General features: G+C 63.7%; 23 protein-coding genes, 2 tRNA genes and 1 other RNA gene. 8 read left to right on the forward strand and 18 right to left on the reverse strand.

The annotated features are described in order from the left end of the window. Window positions 1-142: 142 nt before the first annotated feature. Together JY500_RS15415 and JY500_RS15420 are read right to left on the reverse strand one after the other, a co-directional pair. Window positions 143-219: transfer RNA gene (locus JY500_RS15415), tRNA-Pro, on the reverse strand. A 19-nt stretch (window positions 220-238) separates the two neighbouring features. Then, window positions 239-1,207 (reverse strand): polyprenyl synthetase family protein, encoded by a 969-nt coding sequence (locus JY500_RS15420; RefSeq protein ID WP_172197566.1) that lies wholly within the window; start codon window positions 1,205-1,207, stop codon window positions 239-241. A 171-nt stretch (window positions 1,208-1,378) separates the two neighbouring features. Here JY500_RS15420 and rplU point away from each other — a divergent pair, with 171 nt between their 5' ends. The 5 genes from rplU to JY500_RS15445 all read left to right on the forward strand — a co-directional run bounded on the left by rplU (window position 1,379) and on the right by JY500_RS15445 (window position 5,828). After that, entirely contained in the window at window positions 1,379-1,690 is a 312-nt protein-coding gene (rplU, locus tag JY500_RS15425; RefSeq protein WP_183634247.1) for a 50S ribosomal protein L21, read from the forward strand. Window positions 1,691-1,708: 18 nt separating this feature from the next. Next, window positions 1,709-1,972: a 50S ribosomal protein L27 gene (gene rpmA, locus JY500_RS15430; RefSeq protein ID WP_172197560.1), complete on the forward strand. Its 264-nt coding sequence runs from the start codon at window positions 1,709-1,711 to the stop codon at window positions 1,970-1,972. A 132-nt stretch (window positions 1,973-2,104) separates the two neighbouring features. After that, window positions 2,105-3,250: an Obg family GTPase CgtA gene (gene cgtA / locus JY500_RS15435; RefSeq protein WP_206253718.1), complete on the forward strand. Its 1,146-nt coding sequence runs from the start codon at window positions 2,105-2,107 to the stop codon at window positions 3,248-3,250. Window positions 3,251-3,253: 3 nt separating this feature from the next. Beyond that, window positions 3,254-4,369 (forward strand): glutamate 5-kinase, encoded by a 1,116-nt coding sequence (gene proB / locus JY500_RS15440; RefSeq protein ID WP_172197554.1) that lies wholly within the window; start codon window positions 3,254-3,256, stop codon window positions 4,367-4,369. 127 nt (window positions 4,370-4,496) lie between these two features. Next, window positions 4,497-5,828: an NAD(P)/FAD-dependent oxidoreductase gene (locus JY500_RS15445; RefSeq protein WP_206253719.1), complete on the forward strand. Its 1,332-nt coding sequence runs from the start codon at window positions 4,497-4,499 to the stop codon at window positions 5,826-5,828. Between the two features lie 89 nt (window positions 5,829-5,917). On the opposite strand, the gene rplI is transcribed toward JY500_RS15445, so the two are convergent. Genes rplI through rpsF form a run of 4 tightly spaced genes read right to left on the reverse strand, consistent with a single transcriptional unit; the run spans window position 5,918 to window position 7,376 of the window. Further along, the gene (gene rplI / locus JY500_RS15450) at window positions 5,918-6,367 is read right to left on the reverse strand and encodes a 50S ribosomal protein L9 (protein ID WP_172197548.1); all 450 of its coding nucleotides are present in this window, start codon (window positions 6,365-6,367) and stop codon (window positions 5,918-5,920) included. A gap of 21 nt (window positions 6,368-6,388) precedes the next feature. Next, complete coding sequence (gene rpsR / locus JY500_RS15455; RefSeq protein ID WP_172197545.1) at window positions 6,389-6,664, reverse strand: 30S ribosomal protein S18; 276 nt, start codon at window positions 6,662-6,664, stop codon at window positions 6,389-6,391. 2 nt (window positions 6,665-6,666) lie between these two features. Then, window positions 6,667-6,969, reverse strand: a complete 303-nt coding sequence (gene priB, locus JY500_RS15460) for a primosomal replication protein N (RefSeq protein ID WP_172197542.1) — start codon at window positions 6,967-6,969, stop codon at window positions 6,667-6,669. A 29-nt stretch (window positions 6,970-6,998) separates the two neighbouring features. Next, window positions 6,999-7,376 carry a 30S ribosomal protein S6 gene (rpsF, locus tag JY500_RS15465; RefSeq protein WP_172197539.1) on the reverse strand — a complete coding sequence of 126 codons (378 nt, stop codon included), beginning with the start codon at window positions 7,374-7,376 and terminating at the stop codon, window positions 6,999-7,001. A gap of 223 nt (window positions 7,377-7,599) precedes the next feature. Between rpsF and JY500_RS15470 the strand changes: the two genes are divergently transcribed. Further along, on the forward strand, window positions 7,600-8,871 hold the full coding sequence (locus tag JY500_RS15470) for an O-acetylhomoserine aminocarboxypropyltransferase/cysteine synthase family protein (RefSeq protein WP_172197536.1): 1,272 nt from the start codon (window positions 7,600-7,602) through the stop codon (window positions 8,869-8,871). 71 nt (window positions 8,872-8,942) lie between these two features. Here JY500_RS15470 and JY500_RS15475 read toward each other — a convergent pair whose 3' ends face one another. The 8 genes from JY500_RS15475 to dnaX form a co-directional block, all read right to left on the reverse strand. Next, complete coding sequence (locus JY500_RS15475; protein WP_172197533.1) at window positions 8,943-9,227, reverse strand: 4a-hydroxytetrahydrobiopterin dehydratase; 285 nt, start codon at window positions 9,225-9,227, stop codon at window positions 8,943-8,945. A gap of 8 nt (window positions 9,228-9,235) precedes the next feature. Next, window positions 9,236-9,826 carry a malonic semialdehyde reductase gene (locus JY500_RS15480; RefSeq protein ID WP_206253720.1) on the reverse strand — a complete coding sequence of 197 codons (591 nt, stop codon included), beginning with the start codon at window positions 9,824-9,826 and terminating at the stop codon, window positions 9,236-9,238. Between the two features lie 47 nt (window positions 9,827-9,873). Next, the gene (locus JY500_RS15485) at window positions 9,874-13,524 is read right to left on the reverse strand and encodes a DUF748 domain-containing protein (protein ID WP_206253721.1); all 3,651 of its coding nucleotides are present in this window, start codon (window positions 13,522-13,524) and stop codon (window positions 9,874-9,876) included. A 62-nt stretch (window positions 13,525-13,586) separates the two neighbouring features. Then, a complete protein-coding gene (locus JY500_RS15490; protein WP_206253722.1) occupies window positions 13,587-14,564 on the reverse strand; it encodes a Gfo/Idh/MocA family protein in 978 nt (325 codons plus the stop codon). Between the two features lie 22 nt (window positions 14,565-14,586). Further along, the gene (locus JY500_RS15495; RefSeq protein WP_206253723.1) at window positions 14,587-15,645 is read right to left on the reverse strand and encodes a rhomboid family intramembrane serine protease; all 1,059 of its coding nucleotides are present in this window, start codon (window positions 15,643-15,645) and stop codon (window positions 14,587-14,589) included. 64 nt (window positions 15,646-15,709) lie between these two features. Beyond that, complete coding sequence (recR, locus tag JY500_RS15500) at window positions 15,710-16,300, reverse strand: recombination mediator RecR (RefSeq protein WP_172197518.1); 591 nt, start codon at window positions 16,298-16,300, stop codon at window positions 15,710-15,712. Window positions 16,301-16,362: 62 nt separating this feature from the next. Beyond that, window positions 16,363-16,698, reverse strand: coding sequence for a YbaB/EbfC family nucleoid-associated protein (locus JY500_RS15505; RefSeq protein WP_172197515.1), 336 nt, complete (start codon window positions 16,696-16,698; stop codon window positions 16,363-16,365). Window positions 16,699-16,713: 15 nt separating this feature from the next. After that, the gene (dnaX, locus tag JY500_RS15510) at window positions 16,714-18,597 is read right to left on the reverse strand and encodes a DNA polymerase III subunit gamma/tau (protein WP_206253724.1); all 1,884 of its coding nucleotides are present in this window, start codon (window positions 18,595-18,597) and stop codon (window positions 16,714-16,716) included. A 157-nt stretch (window positions 18,598-18,754) separates the two neighbouring features. Between dnaX and JY500_RS15515 the strand changes: the two genes are divergently transcribed. Next, the gene (locus JY500_RS15515) at window positions 18,755-18,958 is read left to right on the forward strand and encodes a hypothetical protein (RefSeq protein WP_206253725.1); all 204 of its coding nucleotides are present in this window, start codon (window positions 18,755-18,757) and stop codon (window positions 18,956-18,958) included. A 64-nt stretch (window positions 18,959-19,022) separates the two neighbouring features. Here JY500_RS15515 and ffs read toward each other — a convergent pair. From ffs to rnr, 3 genes are all read right to left on the reverse strand, one after another. Then, window positions 19,023-19,120, reverse strand: an RNA gene (gene ffs, locus JY500_RS15520) — signal recognition particle sRNA small type. Between the two features lie 130 nt (window positions 19,121-19,250). Beyond that, window positions 19,251-19,994 (reverse strand): 23S rRNA (guanosine(2251)-2'-O)-methyltransferase RlmB, encoded by a 744-nt coding sequence (gene rlmB, locus JY500_RS15525; protein WP_172197507.1) that lies wholly within the window; start codon window positions 19,992-19,994, stop codon window positions 19,251-19,253. Further along, window positions 19,987-22,623, reverse strand: coding sequence for a ribonuclease R (gene rnr / locus JY500_RS15530; RefSeq protein WP_206253726.1), 2,637 nt, complete (start codon window positions 22,621-22,623; stop codon window positions 19,987-19,989). Before rnr ends, rlmB begins: the two co-directional genes overlap by 8 nt. Window positions 22,624-22,715: 92 nt before the next feature. Here rnr and JY500_RS15535 point away from each other — a divergent pair. Beyond that, a tRNA-Leu gene (locus JY500_RS15535) sits at window positions 22,716-22,800 on the forward strand. A gap of 157 nt (window positions 22,801-22,957) precedes the next feature. On the opposite strand, the gene JY500_RS15540 is transcribed toward JY500_RS15535, so the two are convergent. Beyond that, complete coding sequence (locus tag JY500_RS15540; protein WP_172197501.1) at window positions 22,958-24,265, reverse strand: adenylosuccinate synthase; 1,308 nt, start codon at window positions 24,263-24,265, stop codon at window positions 22,958-22,960.

A 24,265-nucleotide genomic window follows, 5' to 3' on the forward strand; every position in this document is an offset into this window, starting at 1 on the left:
GCCTGACGACCACATCACACCCCAACGAATGGCATAGCAACTACGACACAAGCAAACAAAACCAACAAATTTGTCAGAAAATATAAATATTTTCGCACAAACGAAAAAACGCCGGCATAAAGCCGGCGTTTTTCATGAAACCTGGTCGGGGTGAGAGGATTCGAACCTCCGGCCTCTACGTCCCGAACGTAGCGCTCTACCAGGCTAAGCTACACCCCGTTTTTCTTGCTGCGACCGATCAGTGATCTCTCGCAACTGCAAAGTCCGACAATTGTAGCAGCGAATCTTTGAAATGTGAAGGGGGTAATGCAACGAGACCCGCTTTTGCCAGCGCAACCTCCTCCACGGCCGCTTGGCGCGTGCGCTCCAGCGCATCAGTGGCGCGGATCGCCGCCATCACTGCAGGGTAGGATTCGCGCCCCCCTTCGGTGATCGCATGGCGCACCGCGTCGGCGTGCTCCTGCGAGCCATGGCGCATCACATGAATCAGGGGCAAAGTCGGCTTGCCCTCGGCAAGATCGTCGCCAACATGCTTGCCGGTATGAGCCTCGTCACCGGAGTAGTCCAGCACATCATCCACCAACTGGAACGCGGTGCCGATGTGGCGACCAAAGCTTGCCAGCGACTCCTGACCAGCCTCATCCAACCCGCCCAGGATTGCGCCGAGCCGCGCAGCTGCCTCAAACAGCATGGCGGTCTTGTAGCGAATCACGCGAAGGTAGTCTTCGACCGTCACATCCACATTGCGGACATTGAGGAGCTGGAGCACCTCCCCCTCCGCGATGACGTTGGTCGCATCCGCCAACACCCGCATCACGCGCATGTCGTCCACGCCCACCATCATCTGGAAGGCGCGCGAATACAAGAAGTCGCCCACCAGCACCGCAGCGGCGTTACCAAACATTGCGTTGGCGGTGCTGTTGCCACGACGCAATGCGGATTCGTCCACGACGTCGTCGTGAAGCAAGGTCGCGGTGTGAATGAATTCAACCACCGCCGCCAGTTCATGGTGATGGACGCCTCGATAGCCAAGCGCGTTGGCCACAAAGAGGAGCAAAGCCGGGCGCAAGCGCTTGCCACCCGCTGCGATGATGTACTCGGCCACCTGCCGGATGAGCACCACATCGGAATGGAGGCGCTGGCGGATCACGCCATCAACCGCGGCCATATCGGCGGCAATCGGCGCGTAGAGTTCTTGGGTCGACAAGGTGCGGCCGTGCGTGACAAAAGACGCAATGCTAGGAAGCGGCGGCCGGCGAGTCAAGGCGCGCACTTCGATCAAAACAGGAAAACCCGATTAGAAACCTTGACTTAGCTCTCGCAAAAAGTTAGAGTCGCGGGCTTTTCCACGTAGTTGTTCGTAAAGAACGGAGTCAACATGTACGCGGTCGTAAAAACCGGGGGCAAGCAGTATCGTGTGTCCGCCGGCCAAAAGATCAAGGTAGAACAGATACCTGCGGACGTTGGCGCTGAGATCACCCTGGACCAGGTTCTGGCCGTGGGTGAAGGCGAGTCGGTCAAGATCGGCACGCCTGTGGTTGCTGGTGCTGCCGTGAAGGCCACCGTGATCGCTCAAGGCCGTCACGACAAGGTCACGATTTTCAAGATGCGCCGTCGCAAGCACTACCAGAAGCACCAGGGGCATCGTCAGAACTACACCGAGCTTCGCATCGAAGCGATCTCGGCCTGATAACGGGGAGTCACGCACATGGCACACAAAAAAGCCGGCGGCAGTTCACGTAACGGCCGCGACTCAGAATCGAAACGCCTCGGCGTCAAGCGCTACGGCGGTCAATTCGTGCTGGCTGGCAACATCCTCGTTCGTCAGCGCGGTACCGAATACCACCCGGGCGACAACGTCGGCATCGGCAAGGATCACACCCTCTTCGCGAAGATCGACGGCGTCGTTCAGTTCGTGATCAAGGGCGCGAGCCGCCGCCGCACCATCACCGTGGTGCCCGCCCAGCAGTAATCATCGCTGTCGGGAAGCAAAAGCCCTATCCGCGTGATAGGGCTTTTTCATTTCTGATGGCGCACAACCACTGCAGAGAGGCGGTCGCATCCTCTAGGTGCGACCGCCTGTCTGCGGTGCAAGGAGAAACGCATGAAATTTTTCGACGAAGCCCGCATTGATGTGCTCGCCGGCGACGGTGGCAACGGTATGGCCTCCTTCCGCCGCGAGAAGTACATCCCCAAGGGCGGCCCGGATGGCGGCGACGGCGGCCACGGTGGCCACGTCATCGTGGTGGCCGATCGCAATGTGAACACGCTGATCGACTACCGCTTCACCCGCACCTTCCGCGCAGAGCGCGGCGAGAACGGCGGCAGCAAGGATTGCTTTGGCAAGGGCGGCAAGGACATCGTCCTGCGCATGCCCGTCGGAACGATCATCACCGACCTGGAGACCGGCGAGCGCATCGCCGACATGAACCGGGACGGCAAGCGGGTGGTGATCGCCCGCGGCGGGCGCGGTGGCTTGGGCAATCTGCATTTCAAGACCGCCACCAACCGTGCGCCGCGCAAGAAGACGATGGGTATTCCCGGCGAGCGCCGCAGCCTGCATCTGGAACTCAAGGTGCTTGCCGACGTGGGCCTGCTCGGCATGCCGAATGCCGGCAAATCGACCTTTATCCGCGCGGTCTCGGCGGCCAAGCCGAAGGTGGCAGACTATCCCTTCACCACGCTGCATCCGAACCTGGGTGTAGTGCGGACCGACGAGGGGCGCAGCTTCGTGATCGCCGACGTCCCAGGCCTGATCGAGGGTGCTGCAGACGGCGCCGGGCTTGGACATCGCTTCCTGCGGCACCTTGCGCGCACCAACGTGCTGCTGCACCTGGTCGACATTGCCCCCTTCTCGCCGGAGACTGACCCGGTTCGTGAAGCGAAGGCGATCGTTGCAGAACTCGAGAAGTACGACCCGGCACTCGCCGCCAAACCGCGCTGGTTGATCATCAACAAGATCGATCTCCTCGACGAGGAAGAGCGCGAAGCGCGCGTCAAAGCCTTCCTCGAAGCCTACGGTCCCGTCGAGCGCTGGTTTGCGATTGCAGCGATCAACGGGGAAAACTGCCGTTCGCTGGTGCTGGCGATTCAGGAATTCCTCGACGCCCAACCGAAGCCGGAGTTCGTTGACGACGAGGAAGGCCTGCCGGCCGAACCGGTCGGCCCCTCCGAGGAAGAAATCCTCGCCGCGGCGGCCGCGGAAGGCGACGACAGCGAAGACGAAACGGACGAAGACGAGGACAAGTAAGCGATGCGCGAGCAGATCCGCGAAGCCCGCCGGCTGGTTGTGAAAGTCGGCAGCGCACTGGTGACCGACAACGGGCGCGGGCTCGCGCTCGCCGCCCTTGAAGACTGGGCGCGCCAAATCGCGGCGCTGCGTCGCGAAGGTCGACAGATCGTGCTGGTCTCTTCCGGCGCGATTGCAGCCGGCATGCAACGCCTGGGCTGGACGACCCGCCCGCACGAGACGCACGCACTGCAAGCGGCTGCCGCGGTGGGGCAAATGGGCCTCGCGCAAGCCTACGAGGGCATCTTTTCAGCCCATGGCCTGAAAACCGCCCAAGTGCTGCTGACGCACGAAGATCTCGCCGATCGCACCCGCTACCTCAATGCACGTTCGACCCTGCTGACGCTGCTGGATCTCGGCGTGATTCCGATCATCAACGAGAACGACACAGTCGTCACTGACGAGATCAAGTTCGGCGACAACGACACCCTCGGCGCCCTGGTCGCCAATCTGATCGAAGCCGACGCGCTGATCATCCTGACCGACCAGCAAGGCCTCTACACCGCCGACCCACGTAAAGACCCGGATGCCACGCTGGTGGCCGAAGCACGCGCCGAAGACACGTCGCTCGAAGCGATGGCTGGCGGTGCCGGCACCGGTATCTCGCGCGGCGGCATGATCACCAAGATTCGCGCTGCGCAGCGCGGTGCACGCAGCGGTACGCACACCTGCATCGCCAGCGGCCGCGAGGCCGACGCGCTGCTGCGACTCGCCAAAGGTGAATCGCTGGGGACACTGCTCTACGCATCCAGCTCGCCGCTGGCGGCCCGCAAACAGTGGCTGGCGGATCATCTTCAGCTCGCCGGCACGCTTCATCTCGACGCGGGTGCGGTGCGCGCGCTCGAAACCGGTCGTAGCCTGCTTCCGGTCGGCGTGGTTTCGGTCGAAGGTGAATTTGGCCGCGGCGCCGTAGTCGCCTGCGTGGGGCCCGATGGCCGCGCGCTGGCACGCGGACTGACGAACTACGCCAGCCGTGAGGCAAACCGTATTGCGCGCCACGCCAGCCATGAAATCGAGAGCATTCTCGGTTATGTCGACGAACCAGAGCTGATCCACCGCGACAATCTCGTACTGCTCTGAGCGCCCGCTTTCACGCGGGTTTCCGCGACATAGCGGCGGCCGATGCGTCAATCATGAAATTCGATTGTCGCCCCTAGCGCATTGCCGCTAGAGTCCCCGGTCCTTCAGCAGCACCGGAGATTCAAACGTGACACAGGCTGACGCAACACCGCGCCATCGCATCATCATCGTCGGCGGCGGCGCAGGCGGGCTCGAGCTGGCAGTCAAACTCGGCGACTGTCTCGGCAAGCCCGGCAAGGCAGACATCACCCTCGTCGACCGCGGCCGCACGCACGTCTGGAAACCACTGCTGCATCAGGTTGCGGCAGGCACGCTCGACAGCCATGCAGACGAGATCGAATACCTTGCGCTCGGTCGGCGTCACCACTTCCGTTTTCGGCAGGGTGAATTCACCGGGCTCGATCGAGCCAGCAAGCAGATCCGTTTGGCGCCCGTACGCTCGCTTGAAGGCGAGATTCTGCTACCGGAGTCGAGCCTGCCCTACGACACGCTCGTGTTCGCGCTGGGCAGCCAGACCAACGACTTCGGCACGCCGGGCGCGCGCGAGCACAGCATCATGCTGGACTCACCCGCCGCCGCGCTGCACTTCCACCGCAAACTGATCGACGCCTCGATCCGCGCGCAGGCAGGCGGCCCGGCCGCGGGTCAAGGCCGCTTCACCGTGGCGATCATCGGCGGCGGCGCGACGGGCGTGGAGCTCGCCGCCGAACTGCATATGACCGCCCGCATCATGGCGAGCTTCGGGCTGGAGAACCTGCATCCGGAACGCGATCTGAAGATCTCGATCGTCGACGCCGCGCCACGCGTCCTGCCGCTGCTGCCCGAGCGCGTGTCGTCGGCCGTGTCGCGAGAGCTGCGCAAGCTCGACATCGATCTGCACACGAACGAAAAGGTTGTCGAAGTCAGCGCCGAAGGCGTGCGGATGGGCAGCGGCAAGTTCATCCCGAGTGGCCTGACGGTGTGGGCCGCGGGCATCAAGGCGCCGGATTTTCTGCGCGACATCGACGGGCTTGAAACCAACCGGATCAACCAGCTGGTGGTCGATCGCACCTTGCGCAGCACGCGCGACCCGTCGATCTACGCGATGGGCGATTGCGCTGCATGCCCGATGGACGATAGCGGCAAGGCGATGGTGCCGCCGCGCGCCCAGGCGGCACATCAGCAAGCGCTGCTGCTCGCCAAGACCATTCCGCGGGTGCTGGCCGGCAAGCCAGGCCTGCCCTTCCGCTACCACGACCATGGTTCGCTGGTTTCGCTTGGTGAATACAGCACGGTGGGGAGCCTGATGGGGCGCGTGGCCAGCGGCGGCGTGTTCATCGAGGGCATGTTCGCCAAGTGGATGTACTGGTCGCTCTACAAGAAGCATCAGGTTGCGATCAACGGCATGTTTCGCACCTGGCTGGCAACCTGGGTCGAGGCCATCGACCGTATGCGCAATCCGCGCATCAAACTGCACTGAACGCTGCGTGTTGGCTACACGGCCGACACCGCGCTCAAAAAAAACGGCCCGCAAAAGCGGGCCGTTTCACATGCAGCAGCGGGTTCGGCTTAGTTCTCGCCGAGCACCGACACCGTCACGTTGACCAGCACATCGGTGTGCAGCGCGACTTGCAGCGCGTTGTCGCCGATAGCCTTGATCGGGCCGAGCGGCATGCGAACCGCAGCCTTCTCAACCGAGAAGCCTTGCGCGTTGAGCGCTTCGGCGACGTCGGCATTGGTGACGGAGCCGAACAGACGGCCATCGACACCAGCCTTGCGAACGATCTGAACGGTGGTGCCGTCCAGCTTGCCGGCCAGTTCCTGAGCAGCAGCCAGCTTCTCGGCAGCAACGCGCTCAAGTTCAGCGCGCTTGGCTTCGAAGGCAGCCAGGTTGTCAGCGGTAGCGCGCTTGGCCTTGCCGTTCGGGATCAGGAAGTTACGGGCGTAACCGTCCTTGACCTTGACGACATCGCCGAGGTTGCCGAGGTTGATGACCTTTTCGAGCAGAATGATTTGCATGGTGATTCCTCTTCGACCCGATTAGTCGTGCAGGTCGCAGAACGGCAGCAGGGCCAGGAAGCGGGCGCGCTTGATAGCAGCCTGCAGCTGACGCTGATAGCCGGCCTTGGTGCCGGTGATACGGGCCGGCATGATCTTGCCGGTTTCGGTCACGAATTCCTTGAGGACGTCGACGTCCTTGTAGTCGATCAGCTCGACTTTTTCAGCCGTAAAACGGCAGAACTTGCGACGCTTGAAGAGCCCGCCGCGGCGGTTGCCGCCCTTCTTGTCATCTTTTTTCTTCGGTCTGAAAGCCATTTTCAGTTCCCTTCCAAAATTTCGATCGTATTCACATGCATCACCAGACCCTTGTGCCGCGCGCTACGCGCTGCGAGAAATCCGGTGAGCGTCACCTTGTCACCCGGGCGGCGAGCCTGCGCGGACAGCGCGGCATCACCCAAGGCCAGGACGGAAACCTCGCACCGCACTTCCCGCTCGATCCCGGCTTCGATCTGCCGTGAGACATGTTCGAGGCTGAATTCGAGGACCGGCATTCCTGCCGGCGTTCTGCGGAGTACGCCGCATTCGGCGATCACTCCATCCAGAACCAGTGCGTTACGCATCACCTCCGGTGGCCCGGGAGTCAGGCGACTCAGGCTTCGGCGGTCTTGGCTTCGTCGGCAGCAGGTGCCGGGGTCAGCGACTTGGCCTTCTCTTCCTTCATCATCGGAGACGGCGCAGTGACGGCCTTCTTCATCTTGATGGTGAGGTGGCGCAGGACGGCGTCGTTGAACTTGAACGCGTGTTCGAGTTCGGTGAGCGCTTCCTGATCCGTCTCGATGTTCATCAGGACGTAGTGAGCCTTGTGAACCTTCTGGATCGGGTAAGCCAGCTGACGACGACCCCAGTCTTCAAGACGATGGATCTGGCCGCCACGCTGGGTCACGAGCGCCTTGTAGCGCTCGATCATCGCCGGCACCTGTTCGGACTGGTCCGGGTGGACGATGAAGACAACTTCGTAATGTCGCATGGATGCTCCTTGCGGTTTGCGTGAATCACAGCCCCCCGGCATGCGAAACCGGTGGAGCAAGGGAACCCGCGATTTTATACAAGCCCATGTATTTATTCAAGTTGACGCCAGCGGCGCCAGAATGGCGGCAGGAGACGATATGCATTGCAAGATTTCGCAATAGCCGCCGCGGGCGCCGCCTCTATACTCGTGCGCTTGTTTTTGTGACCCGGAGACCAAACAGATGAAGCTCGAAACGCTTGCGGTACATGCCGGCTACTCGCCCGACCCGACCACGCGCGCAGTCGCGGTGCCGCTCTACCAGACGGTGGCCTACGCCTTCGACGACACCCAGCATGGCGCCGATCTGTTTGACCTGAAGGTGCCGGGCAACATCTACACGCGGATCATGAACCCGACTCAGGATGTGCTGGAGAAGCGCGTGGCCGCGCTCGAAGGCGGCATCGCCGCGCTGGCACTGGCTTCCGGCCAGGCGGCGATCACCTACGCGATCCAGACGATCGCGGAGGCCGGCGACAACATCGTGTCAGCCGCCACGCTCTACGGTGGCACCTACAACCTGTTCGCCCATACGCTGCCGCAGTACGGCATCAACGTACGCTTTGCCGACTACCGTGACCCGGCGAGCTTTGAAGCATTGATCGATGAGCGGACCAAGGCGGTCTATGTTGAATCGATCGGCAACCCGCTCGGCAACATCACCGACATCGAAGCCATCGCTGCCATCGCGCACCGCCACGGGGTGCCGCTGATCGTCGACAACACCGTGCCGTCGCCCTACCTGCTGCGGCCGATCGAGTTCGGCGCGGACATCGTGGTGCACTCCCTGACGAAGTACCTCGGCGGCCATGGCAACTCGATCGGCGGTGCGATCGTCGACTCGGGCAAGTTCCCGTGGGCGGATCACAAGGCGCGCTTCCGCCGCCTCAACGAGCCGGATGTGTCCTACCACGGCGTGGTCTACACCGAAGCGCTTGGCCCGGCGGCGTACATCGGCCGCGCACGCGTGGTGCCGCTGCGAAACATGGGTGCCGCGATCTCCCCCTTCAACGCCTTCATGATCCTGCAGGGCATCGAAACGCTCGCGCTGCGGATGGATCGCATCACTGCGAACACCCGCAAGATCGCCGAATACCTGAAGGGCCATGCGAAGGTGAAGTGGGTGAATTACGCGGGGCTTGCCGACCACCGCGACCATGCGCTGGCGCAGAAGTACATGGGCGGCCGCCCGTCCGGCATCCTGACCTTCGGCGTCGAGGGCGGCCTGGAAGGCGGCGCGCGCTTCCAGGATGCGCTGAAGCTATTCACCCGCCTGGTTAACATCGGCGACGCGAAGTCGCTTGCCTGCCACCCGGCCTCCACCACGCACCGCCAACTCTCGCCGGCGGAACTTGAGAAAGCGGGCGTAACGCTGGATACGGTACGCCTCTCGATCGGTATCGAGCATATCGACGACCTGATCGCCGATCTGGAGCAAGCGCTCGCCGCAGCCTGAGGTCGGTCGATCACCACAACAAATAGGGCACCCTCGGGTGCCCTTTTTTCGTTCTCGGCCAACTGCGGCGATCACAAGGCGTCGATCGCCTTCGCCATCGCCACATCGCGCGCCGACAAACCGCCTGCGTCGTGTGTCGTCAGCAAGATCTCGACGCGGTTGTAGACGTTGCTCCACTCGGGATGATGGTCGTGCTTCTCTGCCAGCAGCGCCACGCGATTCATGAATCCCCAGGCCTCGCTGAAGTCCCTGAACTTGAAGTGCTTCACCAGCGCATCACGGCTGGCGTCGTGCGCCCACCCGTTCAGTGACACCAGCGCTGCACGCTCGGCCTCGGTGAGTTTTGCGATTGCCATGGTGCGCCTCAGACGATGCTGCATGCCTGGTCGAAGGCGAAGCGCGGGCTGCGCGCATGCAGCGCACTCGCGTCACCGTAACCGAGGTTGCAGAGGAAGTTGCTCTTGATGGCGGTGCCGGCGAAGAACTCGACATCGACCATCGCGTTGTTGAAGCCGGACATCGGCCCGCAATCGAGCCCCAAAGCACGGGCGGCAAGAATCAGGTAAGCGCCCTGGAGGCTGCCATTGCGGAAGGCCGTGGTCTGGATCTTGGCGTCATTGCCCGCGAACCAGGATCTTGCGTCGGTATGCGGAAACAGAAAGTCGAGGCGGTCGTGGAACTGCAGGTCGTAACCGATGATCGCCGTCACCGGCGCCGCCATCGTCTTTGCGCGGTTCCCGTCGTCAAGCGCTGGGGCGAGACGCGCCTTGGCTTCCGGCGAGGTCACAAAGACGATGCGTGCCGGCGAACAGTTGGCCGACGTCGGCGCCATCTTCAGCAGATCGTAAAGTCGGTGCAGTAACGCGGGCTCGACTGGCTTGTTGAGCCATTTGCTGTGCGTGCGTGCGGCGTTGAACAATTGGTCCAGCGCTTCCGCGCCAAGGGCTTGCGTCATGGGTGTGAGTTGCTCCGTCAGCCGATAATCGCGCCAGACCGATTGGGTCAGCGCAGTGAAAAATCGACGCGACTGGCGCTTGTGGCAGCCTTCGCGTCGCTCTTGTCCTTGTCTTCTCCCACCTTTGGCGCCAGAACGAACACGCGCTCGACGGGCACCTTCCCGGTTTCGACCAACCAAGCCTTGACCTGGTTCGCACGCTCCTGCGCCAGTGCGCGCACATCGGCGTCGCCGACGTTGGCAACACTCATCAGCATCCGCTCCATGTCAGCGACGGGAACATCCTTCTGCATCCCCACGACGTTGCGCGGCTTGTTGGGGATCTTCTCGTCGGCGTAAACACGCTTGAGCAGTGCCGGATATTCGGCCGGGTCGATGCGCACCTCGTCGATGCTGCCGCCCGATTCGCCCGCCTTCGCCATGTCCTGCAACTTCAGGCTACGAACCTTGCGCTGATAGCTCTCGCGCTTGAGCCCCTCCGCGTCCACCAGCGGATCGGCGCGCCCGATCAACTCAAGGGTAAGCGCAGGCCGGTCCTTCAAGGTCTTCGCCACGGTATCGAGTCGCTTGGTGCCTTCGGCGTCAATACGGGCCGAACCCGCGGTAAACGGCAGGTTGGAAAAATCGGCATCCGCACCACCGCCTGCCAGGAAGGAGAACGGCGACGAGACGACCTTGCCGAAGAAGTTGAGGATCATCTTCCAGACGATGCCGCCGACCGAGAACTCCGGGTCATCAAGCGTGCCCCCCACGGGCAGATTGACGTCGATTTCGCCGCGGCTGTTCTTCAGCAGATTCACCGCGAAGCGCACCGGTAGCGAGGTTGCATCCGGGCTCTCGACCTTGTCGCCGAAGGTCAGTTGGTCGAGGAACACATGGTTCTCGGCGCTGAGCTTGCGATCTTCGATGCGGTAGCGCAGATCCATCGAGAGCTTGCCCTTCTCGATGCCGTAGCCAACGTACTTGCTCGCATATGCCGACAGGGCCGTGAGCTCATACCCCTTGACCGAGGTCTTCACGTCGAGGAAGCGGTCGTTACGGAACGGCGCAAGCTGGCCGCTGATTTCGAGCGGCGCCAGCCCATCCACCGCACCCCGCAGATCCAGCGAGGCCACTTTCGCCGGATCGGTACCGAGGTTCTCGATACGGCCGGCAACCCCGGAAAGGCGTGCATCGAAATTAGGCCGCACAAAGCGATCGCTGTAGTTGATCGACGCGCCGCTCAAAACGATGCGGTCGATCCGGATCGGCGGCATCGGCTTCGCGGGTGGCACCGTCGTCGTGCTGGTTGCAGTCGCCGCTTTCTTGGCATCAGTAGGCGGGGGCGTGGGGGTGTCGTCATCCGAATGACGACGCTGCGTGACTTCGCGCAGATTCAGCTCACCCTCCTTGCTCAGAATCAGCCGGGTCTGCAAATCGCGCAACGCGATCTCGCCGATGCCGATCGACAATGGCGCCAAGCGCAGATCGATACCGCTGACGGAGAAGTTGCCCCAGCGCACGAAGTCGGCATCGTTGATCAGATCGAGCGACGAGAAATCCGCCACCGCCACGCGTCCCTTGTAGCTGCCCGCGGGCGCATCGGGCTTACTCAGGTCGAGGCTGAGCGCCCCTTGCGCCGACACCTTCGCGCGTGTCACGGAGACCTCATAGTCACGCGTCACCTGTGCCACCAGCGGCACGACGTCCAGGCCACTGCCGTCAATCTTCAAGTCGGCGCGCAGCGGCTGCGGCGACACGCGTCCATCCACCGTCAGTTTCCCCTTCTGGTTCCAGCCCGTTGCCAACTTGAGCTGCGCGTAGCTGCCCGCACGGCTGTCCACGTTGCTCACGGCCAGCGTCAGTGGCGAGAGGTTCAGGCGCAGCGGGGTCGCGTGCGAGACGTCGTCGTAACGCAGCGTTGCGCCGTTGAGCTTCAGTTCGCCCAGGGCGTAGGCCCAGTCGGATTCCGCCTTGGCGGTCTTGGGCGGTTCGCTCGCTTTGGCGGCCGGCTTCGTTCCCATCAGGCGCGAGAGATTGAAACGACCCTCCTTGTCACGCTGCAAAGCGAATTCAGGTGCGTCGATCGTCGCGGCGCCGAGCTTGATCGTGCGCTGCGGAAGGTCCAAGGTCACCGCACTCAGGGCGATCTTCGGGGCCTTCAGGAAGGGCGTCTTCTCGCCACGCACGCGCAGCGCAACGTCTGCTGCGCCAAGCTCCGCATCAGTCAGCACGATGCCGACACCGCTTTCGCCAACCTGAAGATCCAACGGAACATGGCCGCTGAAACGGGCGGCATCGATCACCAATCCAGGCACCGTCGCCGCGACATAGGGCGAGCCCCGCGCAGGTTGAAACTCAGCGAAGTCCAGCACCCCGGCCAGATGCAGCGGCTTGATCGCAAGCTTCGCATCGAGCCCGATCGATTCACCCGCGTCGCCCTTGGCAGCAACCTTGAGCGCCGCAGCTTTATCAAGCGCCGAAGACAGCCCCTTCAGTTCGATGTCCAGGGTTTCAACAGCCATCTTCACGGGCGGATCGGTGGTTACGTTGGAGATATCGACATGCCCACGATCCAGCGCGATGCGGTCGATCTGCCACTGCCAGCCGCCGCCGGCTTCCGGCTGGGCAGGCGCCGCCGCATCGGCCGGTGCCGCGTAGGCCAGCAATTCGCGTTGAATCGCCAGTACGGCCTTGACCCGGTTCGTGCGATCGAACTCGACCGCCATGCCGGGTTTGACCAGTTCCACCTGTTGCACATGCGCCTTACGCGCCAGCGGCTGAACGTCGGCGAGTGCGATACGCAGCGCCTCGAAGTGGGCGATGTCGCTGCCGTCCGAGTCGCGCACCAGCCAATCCAGCGCGCTGGCCTGGCCCGACAGCGAAATGGCGGGCGCCTTGCCCAGAGGCTGTTCGAAGCGGAGGCGCAGATCGGCCGCGATCTTGCCCTTGTCCAGGGTAACCCCCGGTTTTTTGGGCAGATAGGCGAGATATGGGGCCAGTTCGATCGGTGCCAGCTTGAGCTCGATTTCAGCATCACGCCGCTCGCGCAAGAAGGGGCGCGCCTTGCCGCCGAGTTCGAGCGCGGTGCCATTCACCAGCGCCGACAGGTGCGGGCTGGCAAAGATATCGACATCCGCCGGGATGCTGGAAATGAACGGCAGGCCAAACGTGAGGCGCTCAATGCGGTGCTCGCGGCCAACAGGCTTGTCGTTGAAGCGAAGCACGCCATCGCGGACTTCGATGTTGTAGAGCGCAAAGCGCGTGTCGCCGCCGCCCTCTTTCTTGGGCTGCTTGGCGAGGCGTTCGAGAATATCGCTGATCGAGTAGCGGTTCGCCCCCTCGCGGGCAACGTACAGCTGCGGCCGTTCGATACTGAGCGAACGCACGACCACAGCACGATGCAGCAGGGAACTGGGGCCTTCCAGATTGGCTTCGGCGCGGCCGATTTCGAGCAGCGGCGGCTCACCGGGGCGCCCGCCGACCTTCAGGTCATCGATGCCGGCCGAGAGCCGAAGCAGGTTGATGTGCACGGCACCGACCGTGACCGGCCGGTCAAGTACGGCGCCCAATTCCTTCTGCAGCGCGCCGCGCACGAAGGGCGGCACCAGCACCCCCACGACCCCGGCGAGTACCAGAACCGCTACAACCGCGATCGCCGCACGGCGCCCCCAGCGCCGAACCCCAGGATGACTCATCACCGCCGGAAAGGCCTTCATCGCAACCCTCGTTTTCTTGTTTTGGGCCTGCTTTCAGCTTAGCAGCGCGCCCGCACTACGACTCACATTGCGCCGGTTGGCGCTGGCTCCATCGCCAGAAAAACACGGTCGAGCGTTTCCGCCTGCGCCAACGCATCATCAAGCGGATACCGCAGGGGCTCCTCGACGCGAATCGCACGCTGAAAATGGGACACCATGCGTACATACGCATCGGTGGGCGGAAAGCGATGCGCGTGCGCGTCGTGCCACAGCACGACATCCCGGTCCTTGTTCAGGAAGGGCTGATCAACCCGCAGGGCGCCGTGCGCGCCGAGCACTTCAAACCCCTGATGAAAAGGCAGCGAGAAGCCGCAGTCCATGTGCGCCGTCGCATCGCCGAACCGCAGCAGCGCGCTCAGCGCATGGTCCACACCGCGATCGGTGTAGCTCGCCTGGGCTGCCAGCACGTCGGGTTGCTCACCGGTCAACTGGCGCATCAGGTCGAGTGGATAACACCCGACGTCGTACAGGGCGCCGCCACCCATTGCCGGGTCCCAGCGCACATCCTCGGGCCGGTCGAGCACGAAAGCGAAGGCGCCGCGCATCACGCGCGGCTGGCCGATCGCGCCATCACGCACCAGCGCGTGGAGTTGCTCGATCGCGGGGTGGAAGCGATACATGAACGCTTCCATCGCAAAGCGGCCGTGAATCCGCTGAGCAGCCTGCAACTGCGCGACCTGCCGCGCGTTAAGCGTAAGCGGTTTCTCGCACAGCACATGCTTTCCCGCAGCCAGGGCGGCAAGCGCCCAGGGCAAATGCGCGGCGTTGTGCAGGGCGATATAGACCGCATCGACATCCGCGTTTTGCACCAGATCGAGATAGCCCATCGTGTGCGGGATGCCATTGCGCTGCGCATAGGCTTGGCCCCGCTGCAAATCACGGCAGCCGAGGGCGGCCACATGCCCACCCGCAGCCCGGATTGCCGGAATCAACGCTTGTTCGGCGATCCGTGCGGCGCCAAGCACGCCCCACTTCACCGTAGCGCCCACCGTCGTGTTCATTGCTGCCCTCCCCCGGGCAAACTTACTGCCTGCTCTTGACGCCTTCGGCCTGCTGCAGACGCAATGCAAGGATGATGTTGTCAGCCCGCAGCGAATGGTTAACCGCCAGATCAAACCAGCGCGGATTTCCTGTCGTACAGGCCTGACCCAGGGCGACCACGGCACTGCGCCGCGCCTGCACGTAATGCAGCAGAAGCTCGCGGTTCGGCGCCCCTGCGGGCAGCGCCGTCACAGTGCGCAATTGCAGCTCGCGCCCCGGCAGCAGCTCCCCCTCGATCTGTTCGAGCGCTTCAGCGCTGGTGATCTTGCCCTGCCGCATACCGGCCACCAACGTCGCCGTGTGTTGTGTCAGCTCCTGATCCGCCTCGGCGAACAGCAGGGTCTGATGCTGCTCGGCAGCCATGCGGCGGAAGCCTTCACCCGCCGGCTGCGCCCCGCCCCACAGCACCAGCGCAACACCGCATACCGCCGAGATGCCAGCGAGCCCGCGCAGCCAAACGCCCAGCCCCGGCTTCTGGTCGAGCGGATGAGCAAAGCCCGCACCGAGTACGAAACCGCCGACCAGGCCGCCGACGTGCGCGGCATTGTCGATGCCCGGCAAGGTGAATCCGGCGACCAGCGAGAAGCCGATGAACGCCACCGTGCTGGTGCGCAGTTCCTGCAGCAAGCCCTCGGGCACCGCGCGGCGTTCAAAAATCAGGTAGGCGAGCAAGGCGCCGTAGAGACCGAAGATCGCGCCCGAAGCGCCCACACTCAGCACCGCGGGCTTCCACCACAGGCTCGCGAGCGAGCCGAGCAGGCCCGCTCCGGCGTAGGTCAGCAGGAAGTTGCGGTGCCCAAAGAGTCGCTCGGTCACCGCACCGACCTGCCACAGCGCGAACATGTTCATCGCGATGTGCATCAGCCCGCCGTGCAGGAACAGCGCGGTGACGACACGCCATGTCTGGCCCGTCAGTGCCGCCGGGCCGTACAGTGCGCCGGCGCGAATCAGCACCCGGCTGTCGATCTGCAGCAAGCCGTGGCTGCGCAGCATCAGCCAGCCGAATGCCAAACCGTTGGCCAGCAGCAGCACGGTGGTCACCCACGGGCGCTTGATGCGCCCGAACAACAGATCGAGGAAGCGTTGTTCGTCCAGCTTGCAGCCCTCAGAGCGCGCGGCGCTCGACCAGCGCCTGCGCGATTGTTCCGATATCGGTGTGTTCCAGCTCGCCGCCGACCGGCAGCCCGCGGGCGATGCGGCTGACCTTCAGCCCGCGCGCGCGCAGCATCTCGCCGACGTAGTGCGCAGTCGCTTCACCCTCGTTGGTGAAGTTCGTCGCGAGGATCACTTCCTGCACGGTGCCGTCGGTCGCTCGCGCCAACAGGCGGTCGAGCCGCAGTTCGCGCGCGCCGATACCGTCGAGTGGTGAGACGCGCCCCATCAGCACGTAGTACATGCCGCGGTAGGCGTGGGTCTGCTCCATCATCGCGAGGTCGGCCGGCATCTCCACGACGCAAAGCTGCTGCGGATCGCGCGCAGGATTGAGGCAGCGATCGCAGACCTCGGCCTCGGTGAAGGTATTGCAGCGATTGCAATGGCGGATGTGCGCAAGCGCGCCTTCCAGCGCCCGACCGAGACGCCCTGCGCCCTGACGATCACGCTGCAGCAGGTGATAGGCCATACGCTGGGCGGACTTCGGCCCCACGCCTGGCAACACGCGCAAGGCATCAATCAGTTCGTCTAGGGCGGCAGGCATGCAGTCGCTTCAGTTGTGAGGCGCGTAGCTCCGCACTTGGCAGAGCACCGCGCGCCATTGGCTCAGAAGGGCAGTTTCATGCCCGGCGGCAGGTTGAGTCCGGCGGTGAAGCCGGCCATCTTCTCCTGCGTGGTGGCTTCAACCTTGCGCACCGCATCGTTCATGGCGGCGGCGACGAGGTCTTCAAGCATTTCCTTGTCATCCATGACCGAGGGATCAATCGTCACACGGCGCACATCGTACTTGCAGGTCATCTGAACCTTGACCATACCGGCACCCGACGCACCCTCGACCTCGATCAGCGCCAGGGCTTCCTGCGCCTTCTTCATGTTTTCCTGCATCTGCTGGGCCTGCTTCATCAGCCCGGCCAGATTGCCCATGCCACCACCCTTGAACATCGCTTGCTCTCCTTCTTAAAGCGGTTTTACCGACGCTTCCACAAGCGTCGCGTCGAATCGTTCGATCACTTCGCGCACGAAGGGATCGGCCTCCAGCGCCGCCACGGCATCAGCATGGCGACGCTGCTTTTCAATCTGGTTGCGCTGTGCCGGCGTTTCACTGGCAACGGCGCCAATCTCAATACCAAGACGCGCAGCGCGCCCCAACAAGGCGGTTAGCGCGTCCTGCAACTTGTCGCGCGTGCTCTGCATCGCGGCAAGATGTTTGTGCGTTTCGGGCAGGCGCAAGCGCACCAAGGAACCATCGAAACCCAGCAGCTCGCATTGCTGCGCGAGCTCACGCACCAGTCCGCCCAGCCGCATCGCGGCAACCATGCCATGCCAGTCGTCGAGCGCGCCATTCCAGCTCGCCGGTTCGACAACCGCAGGCGCCACGTCGACAGGCTTCTGCGCGGCTTCGCGTGCAGCTGGCGCAGCGGTACGTGCCTCCGCCTGCACATAGGGTGGATCAAATGGCGGTTCGAAATCCGGCTCGAGTACCGGTTCGTAGCGGTCATCAAAACCTGGATCAAACGGCGGTTCGCTTTGCGGTGCAGCGACAGCCGGCGCTGGCGCAGCAGGCTCTGGTTCGGGATCAGGCGCGGGCTCGCGCGGCGTCGACACCGCCACCGGCGCTTGCGCGTGCGGTGCCGCGGCGGGTGCAGCCTGTGTCTGTGGCGCAGTGGTTGCGACCTGCGGAGCGGCCGGCATTGGTCGCGCGCGCGGCGCACCGCCACCCGAGGGCGCCCCACCCTGCGCACCGCGTGCATCGCCCGGCATCTCCGGCCGGAACGCATGCAGGCGCAGCAGTGTCATCGTGAATCCGGCATAGGGATCCGGCGCCAGCGCAAGATCGTCGCGACCATGAATCGCGATCTGATAGGCCAGCTGCAGGAATTCCGGATCAAAACGCGCGGCCAACGCTTCAAGCTGCGCACGCTCCTGCAGGTCCATGATGGCCTGCGGCGCGAACTGGGTCAGCGCAAGGCGGTGGAGGAGACTGGCAAACGCCTGCAATGCGGCTTCAAAACTGAGGCTACGGGCCTGCATCTCGTCGGCCACCGCCAGCATCGCCGGAAGGTCTTGTGCCGCAAGGCCTTCCACAAGCGCGTAGAGCTGATCCTCGCCAACCGAGCCCAGCATGTCGCGCACGCCCTGCTCCTCGACACGGCCCGCGCCATGCGCGATCGCCTGGTCAAGCAAGGACAGCGCATCACGCATCGAACCATTCGCGCCGCGCGCGAGGTGGCGCAAGGCGCCGGCCTCGAAGGGCACGTTCTCCTGCTCAAGGATGCGCGACAGGTGATCGACGATGTGCCCCGGCGGCATTTGCTTCAGATTGAACTGAAGGCAGCGCGACAGCACGGTCACCGGAATCTTCTGCGGATCGGTGGTCGCGAGGATGAACTTCATGTGCGCGGGCGGCTCTTCCAGCGTCTTGAGCATCGCGTTGAACGCATGCCCGGTGAGCTGGTGCACTTCGTCGATCATGTAGACCTTGTAGCGACCGCGGGTCGGCGCATAAGCCGCCTTGTCCAGCAGCGAGGCCATGTCGTCCACGCCACGGTTGCTCGCGGCGTCCATCTCGACGTAATCGACGAAGCGCCCGGCATCGATTTCCTGGCAGGCCGAACACACGCCGCACGGGGTCGCCGTCACCCCGGTCTCGCAGTTCAAGGCCTTGGCGAGGATGCGCGAGATCGTCGTCTTGCCGACCCCTCGCGTGCCGGTAAAGAGCCAGGCGTGGTGCAGGCGGCCGGTGGCCAGCGCATGCGTCAGCGCGCGCACCACATGCTCCTGCCCGACGAGGGTGTCGAAGCTTTTTGGGCGCCATTTGCGCGCCAGCACCAAGTAACTCATGCGGGGGATTCTAGCAGAGGGTCGGAGGGGCCCCGCGAGCGGTGCGGCGTAGCCGATCGATAGGCAAACCTGATGACAATGGTTGCTTTAATCAATTGGCCCTACCGAAACCAAACGACCACACTGGGCAACACCAACAGAGCAACGGGAGGCCACCATGAACCAGATCACTCGCAGCCACACCCTGCGCCGCGCGCGCCGCAGCCTTGGGCTCGCCATCTTCATGGGCGGTGTAACGGTTCTGGCCATGCAGGGCGCCAGCGCGATCGGAGCAGACCGGACGCCGCATCTCGACCCGCGCATCCACACGATCGTTTCACCGGCGCACGGTATCGGCAAGCATGTCGGCATCGCGACGTAAGGACGCACCGCGCTGAAAAAGCAAAGGGCGCCGAAGTTTCCTTCGGCGCCCTTCTCGTAGTCAGGGTGGCGAGCCTGACCCCCGGCACTTGCAGGGAGCGGTTATGGCTGCTTCCTTCCGGACCTGACCAGATTCCCACGCTGCAATGCGAGGAGACCCGCCACGCCGAATCATAACACGGCGAAAGCGGACATCTGCGCGGCAATGCGCCGTCTAACGACGCGAGGTCGCCGCAGCCCTTGCGCAGCCGATACTTGGCGCTGCGCAGAGGGCGAACCGCCGAGCAATCGCCTTAGGCGCTACGCGTGCGCTGCCGCCTCGCCTCAAACAGGCAGATTCCGCTGGCAACCGAGACGTTGAGGCTCTCGACCGAGCCGTACATCGGTATCTTCGCCAACTCGTCGCAGGTTTCGCGCGTGAGTCGACGCAGCCCATCACCCTCAGCACCCAGCACCCAGGCGAGCGATCCACGCTGGTCGATGGCGTAGAGGTCCTTCTCCGCCTCGCCCGCCGCGCCGACACACCACACGCCAGCATCCTGCAACTCGCGCAGCGTGCGGGCCAGGTTGGTCACGGTGATGTAGGGCACGGTGTCCGCAGCGCCGCTGGCAACCTTCATCGCCGTGGCGTTGAGCCCGACCGAGCGGTCCTTCGGCGCAATCACCGCATGCGCCCCAGCGCCGTCTGCCACACGCAACGCAGCGCCAAGGTTGTGCGGATCAGTCACCCCATCGAGCACCAGCAGCAGCGCCGGTTCCGTCAGCCCTTCGAGCACATCGTCGACTTTCAGCGCGCGCTGCCGCGCGTCGATCTTTGCGACAACGCCCTGGTGGCGGTGGGTGCCCGCCATGCCATCCAGCCGTGGCCCATCCACCGGATGTAGCCGCACGCCCGCCAGTTCAGCGCGCGCCACAAGGTCCTTCGCCCTCGCATCGGCGCGTTTGGCGTCCAGATAGATTTCGAGCACCGATTCCGGGTCATGCCGCAGCTTGGCGCCAATCGCGTGAAAACCATGGATGTAACGCGTTTCAGCCACGACGGCCTCCCTTCTTGCGCGGGCCACCCTTGGGCGCCGGCTTCTTGCCTGTCGGTGCGGGCTTCCCGCCGGTTGCCTTACGCGGCGCGGCGCCTGCTTTCTTGGCTGGCTTGGCGCCCGCCTTCTTCGCACCCGCCGGTGGCGGACCGCTGCGTTCGCGTGCCGGCCCCGCCGTCTTGCGGCGACCTGCGGCCGCGCCCGGCACCTGGGCGCCGGCCTTCACCCCCTGAAGCTCGCGCCAGCTCACGAACTCACCTTCGTCATCGTCCAGCGATGCCACAACCGGTTTCTCGCGTGCATCGCCACGCGCGGCGTCGCGCGCAGTCTTGCCGCGACGCGCGGTTGCCGACGGGGTGGCCTCGACCAGGCGGAAGTCGATCTTGCGGCTTTCGAGGTCCACGCGCACCAGTTGCACCTTCACGCGATCGGACAGACGGAAACGCTGCCCGGTGCGCTCGCCCACCAGTTCGTGACGCGCATCGTCGAAGTGGAAATAGTCGGCACCCAGATCCGAGATGTGCACCAAGCCTTCGATGAACACATCGTCGAGCGCCACGAAAATGCCGAACGGGACAGCGGCAGAAACGCTGCCTTCGAATTGCTCGCCGATCCGGTCTTGCATGAAGAAACACTTGAGCCAGGCCTCGACATCGCGCGTAGCTTCGTCAGCACGACGCTCGGTTGCCGAGCAATGCGCGCCGACTTCATCAAGATCCAGCGCGGCGAGCGCTTCCGCCGCTTTGCTCTTCTTGCGCGGCTGTTGGCGAGCGATCACTGCCTTAATGGCGCGATGCACCAGCAGATCCGGGTAGCGACGAATCGGCGACGTAAAGTGGGTATATGCGTCATAGGCAAGGCCAAAGTGGCCGACGTTGTCCGGGCTGTACATCGCCTGGCGCAGCGAACGCAGCATCACCGTCTGCAGCAGCTGGCGATCCGGCCGCGTCTTGATACGGTCGATCAGGCGCGCGAAATCAGATGCGGCCGGGTCGTCGCCACCGCCCAGATCAAACCCGAATTCGCCGAGGAAGGTCCGCAGCTTTTCCAGCTTCTCCGGCTTCGGCCCCTCGTGAATCCGATACAGCGCCGGCTGTTCGTTGAACTCGAGGTATTCGGAGGCGCATACGTTGGCTGCGAGCATGCACTCCTCGATCAGGCGGTGCGCGTCATTGCGCGTCTCCGGCACGATCTTCTCGATCTTGCCCTGATCGTTGAACACCATGCGCGTCTCGGTCGTCTCGAAATCGATCGCACCGCGCCGCGCGCGCGCCTTGAGCAGAATCTGGAACACCGCGTCGAGCGACTCCAGATGCGGCAACAAGGGCGCAAGCTCTGCTCGCGTGGCCTCATCCTTGTCATACAGGGCTGCGGCGACCTTGGTGTAGGTCAGGCGCGCCTTCGAATGCATGACGGCAGGGTAGAAGCGATAGCGCTGAATCTTGCCGGTCACCGAAATCGCCATGTCGCAGACCATGCACAGGCGATCGACGTTGGGGTTCAGCGAGCACAGGCCGTTCGAGAGCTTCTCCGGCAGCATCGGGATGACCCGGCGCGGGAAGTAGACCGAATTGCCGCGTTCGTAGGCGTCCTTGTCGAGCGCGCTGCCCTCGGTGACATAGTGGCTCACATCGGCGATCGCGACGACCAAACGCCAGCCCTTGCCAACCGGTTCGGCGAACACTGCGTCATCGAAGTCCTTTGCGGTCTCTCCGTCAATCGTCACCAGCGGCAGTGCGCGCAAGTCCTCGCGGCCACCGCCCAGATCACTCTCGCGCACCGTATCGGGAATCCGCGCAGTCTGCGCTTTGGCAGCCTTCGAGAACTCAAACGGCAGATCGTGCTTGCGCAGGGCGATCTCGATTTCCATGCCCGGGTCGGCGTACGCCCCCAGCACCTCGACCACCTTGCCGATGGGCTGGCTGTTCTTGGTCGGTTGCTGCACAAGCTCGACGGTCACGACCTGACCGGCGACGGGAAGCTTGGTACGCCCCTCGCGCGCGAGCAGGATCTCCTGGTTGATGCGTCGGTTCTCGGCCACAACGTAGTGCACGCCGTGCTCGACAACGACGCGACCAACCAGGCGCTCGTTAGCGCGCTCAAGCACTTCGACGATCTTGGCTTCGCGACGCCCCTTCCAGTCCGCTCCGGTGACCCGCACCAGGGCGCGGTCGCCGTGCAGCACGGCCTTCATCTCGCGCGGGCCGAGGAAGAGGTCGTCGCCGCCCTCCTCCGGCTTCAGGAAGCCAAACCCATCGGGATGGCCTTCCACCCGGCCGCGAATCAGATCCGCCTTGTCCGGCAGGATGTACGCGCCACGACGGTTGCGCATCATCTGACCGTCGCGTTCCATCGCACCGAGGCGGCGCGCAAACACGTCAGACTCTTCGAGCGTGATGTCGAGCGCGTCGGCGAGATCTTCGCCGGTCATCGGCACGCCGCGATCCGTCAGGGTCTGCAGGATGTACTCGCGGCTCGGTAGCGGATATTCGTATTTCTGCAGTTCCCGTTCGAGAAACGGATCTGCGCGCCGAATCTTCGAGAGCGCCGGGCCAGCAGCCTTCTTGCTCACGCGCTTTTTCGGTTCGGCCGCCGGCGTAACTTCAGCGGCGGTATCGGGTACTTCACTCATCGTCGTCTTGCGTGAGCGCATATTTTTCTTTGGTGTTGTTGACAATTCAATTCCTTCGTTTATACTTCTGTTCTCGCTGCGGAGCAGCGAATGCCCAGGTGGCGAAATTGGTAGACGCGCTAGTTTCAGGTACTAGTGCCGCAAGGTGTGGAGGTTCGAGTCCTCTCCTGGGCACCAAGAATTTCGCAAAGAATGCCAGCTCTTCGAGCTGGCATTTTTCTTTTGTGCTTTCCCTGCACGCGTTTCCGTTTCGCCGTCGGTGTAGTGGTGTGGGCGTTTCATCGTGAGGTCTGGCCACCCATCGCAGCCAGACCCCATCTGTTACTGTCTGCGCTCAGCCCTTGAACGGGTGGCGCAGAACGATCGTCTCTTCGCGATCAGGGCCCGTCGAGATCATGTCGACCGGCACGCCGCAAAGCTCTTCGATACGGCGCAGGTAGGCGCGCGCATTCGCCGGCAAAGCGTCGTAGGACTTCACGCCCACCGTCGGCTCGTTCCAACCCGGCATCGTCTCGTAAATCGGTTCGCAGCGCGCAACGCGATCGGCGCCGATCGGCAACAGGTCAATGATCTTGCCGTCGAGTCGATACCCCGCACACAGCTGCAGCTCTTCGATGCCATCCAGCACATCGAGCTTGGTGATGCAAAGACCCGAAACGCCATTGATCTGAATCGAGCGCTTGAGCAAGGCCGCGTCGAACCAGCCGCAACGGCGCACGCGCCCGGTGACGGTGCCACGCTCGTGGCCAACCGTCGACAGATGATGGCCAACGCAGCCCTCTTCCTCGATTGGCAGTTCGCTCGGGAACGGGCCTGCACCGACGCGGGTCGTGTAAGCCTTGGTGATGCCCAGGATGTAGTGCAGCATGTTCGGGCCAACACCCGAACCGGGCGACGCTGCGCCCGCCACACAGTTGCTCGACGTCACGTACGGGTAGGTGCCGTGATCAACGTCCAGCAGCGTGCCCTGCGCGCCTTCAAACAGCAGGTTCTCGCCGCGGCGGTTGACCGCATGCAGCGCAGCCGACACGTCGCCCACGAGCGGCAGCACCCGCGCCGCGTTGGCCATCGAGGCGTCGTACGTCTGCTGGAAATCAACCGCTTCGCCGCCGAAATACTTGGTCAGCACGAAGTTGTGATAGTCGAGGTTCTCGCGCAGCTTCTCGGCAAAGAGATCCGGATAGAACAGATCCAGCACGCGCAGCGCGCGGCGGGCGACCTTGTCTTCGTAGGTCGGCCCGATACCCTTGCCCGTCGTGCCGATCTTGGCTTCGCCGCGGCGGGCTTCGCGTGCGAGATCCAGCTTCTGGTGATACGGCAGGATCAGCGGGCAGCCTTCGCTGACCATCAGGCGCGAGCGGACTTCAATGCCACCGGCTTCCAGCTTGTCGATCTCGTACAGCAGATGCTCGGCATTGACGACCACGCCATTGCCGATATAGCAGCGTACGCCATCGCGCATGATGCCCGACGGAATCAGGTTCAACGCGTACTTCTGCCCCTTGATCACCAGCGTGTGGCCGGCATTGTGACCGCCCTGGAAACGCACAACACCCTGCGCGTGATCGGTCAGCCAGTCGACGACCTTGCCTTTGCCCTCGTCACCCCACTGGGTGCCGACGACGACAACATTTCTTGCCAT

The organism is Niveibacterium microcysteis (assembly GCF_017161445.1).
Taxonomy (GTDB): Bacteria; Pseudomonadota; Gammaproteobacteria; order Burkholderiales; family Rhodocyclaceae; genus Niveibacterium; species Niveibacterium microcysteis.

What these genes read in the sequence shown, in the direction of transcription:
- JY500_RS15540 (WP_172197501.1), bottom strand. Translation starts at nt 24,265, where the DNA reads ATGGCAAGAAATGTTGTCGTCGTCGGCACCCAGTGGGGTGACGAGGGC.
- JY500_RS15470 (WP_172197536.1), top strand. Translation starts at nt 7,600, where the DNA reads ATGAAGCTCGAAACGCTTGCGGTACATGCCGGCTACTCGCCCGACCCG.
- rnr (WP_206253726.1), bottom strand. Translation starts at nt 22,623, where the DNA reads ATGAGTGAAGTACCCGATACCGCCGCTGAAGTTACGCCGGCGGCCGAA.
- cgtA (WP_206253718.1), top strand. Translation starts at nt 2,105, where the DNA reads ATGAAATTTTTCGACGAAGCCCGCATTGATGTGCTCGCCGGCGACGGT.
- rpsR (WP_172197545.1), bottom strand. Translation starts at nt 6,664, where the DNA reads ATGGCTTTCAGACCGAAGAAAAAAGATGACAAGAAGGGCGGCAACCGC.
- rpmA (WP_172197560.1), top strand. Translation starts at nt 1,709, where the DNA reads ATGGCACACAAAAAAGCCGGCGGCAGTTCACGTAACGGCCGCGACTCA.
- JY500_RS15480 (WP_206253720.1), bottom strand. Translation starts at nt 9,826, where the DNA reads ATGACGCAAGCCCTTGGCGCGGAAGCGCTGGACCAATTGTTCAACGCC.
- rplU (WP_183634247.1), top strand. Translation starts at nt 1,379, where the DNA reads ATGTACGCGGTCGTAAAAACCGGGGGCAAGCAGTATCGTGTGTCCGCC.
- rpsF (WP_172197539.1), bottom strand. Translation starts at nt 7,376, where the DNA reads ATGCGACATTACGAAGTTGTCTTCATCGTCCACCCGGACCAGTCCGAA.
- priB (WP_172197542.1), bottom strand. Translation starts at nt 6,969, where the DNA reads ATGCGTAACGCACTGGTTCTGGATGGAGTGATCGCCGAATGCGGCGTA.
- JY500_RS15485 (WP_206253721.1), bottom strand. Translation starts at nt 13,524, where the DNA reads ATGAAGGCCTTTCCGGCGGTGATGAGTCATCCTGGGGTTCGGCGCTGG.
- proB (WP_172197554.1), top strand. Translation starts at nt 3,254, where the DNA reads ATGCGCGAGCAGATCCGCGAAGCCCGCCGGCTGGTTGTGAAAGTCGGC.
- recR (WP_172197518.1), bottom strand. Translation starts at nt 16,300, where the DNA reads ATGCCTGCCGCCCTAGACGAACTGATTGATGCCTTGCGCGTGTTGCCA.
- rplI (WP_172197548.1), bottom strand. Translation starts at nt 6,367, where the DNA reads ATGCAAATCATTCTGCTCGAAAAGGTCATCAACCTCGGCAACCTCGGC.
- dnaX (WP_206253724.1), bottom strand. Translation starts at nt 18,597, where the DNA reads ATGAGTTACTTGGTGCTGGCGCGCAAATGGCGCCCAAAAAGCTTCGAC.
- JY500_RS15490 (WP_206253722.1), bottom strand. Translation starts at nt 14,564, where the DNA reads ATGAACACGACGGTGGGCGCTACGGTGAAGTGGGGCGTGCTTGGCGCC.
- JY500_RS15505 (WP_172197515.1), bottom strand. Translation starts at nt 16,698, where the DNA reads ATGTTCAAGGGTGGTGGCATGGGCAATCTGGCCGGGCTGATGAAGCAG.
- JY500_RS15515 (WP_206253725.1), top strand. Translation starts at nt 18,755, where the DNA reads ATGAACCAGATCACTCGCAGCCACACCCTGCGCCGCGCGCGCCGCAGC.
- JY500_RS15475 (WP_172197533.1), bottom strand. Translation starts at nt 9,227, where the DNA reads ATGGCAATCGCAAAACTCACCGAGGCCGAGCGTGCAGCGCTGGTGTCA.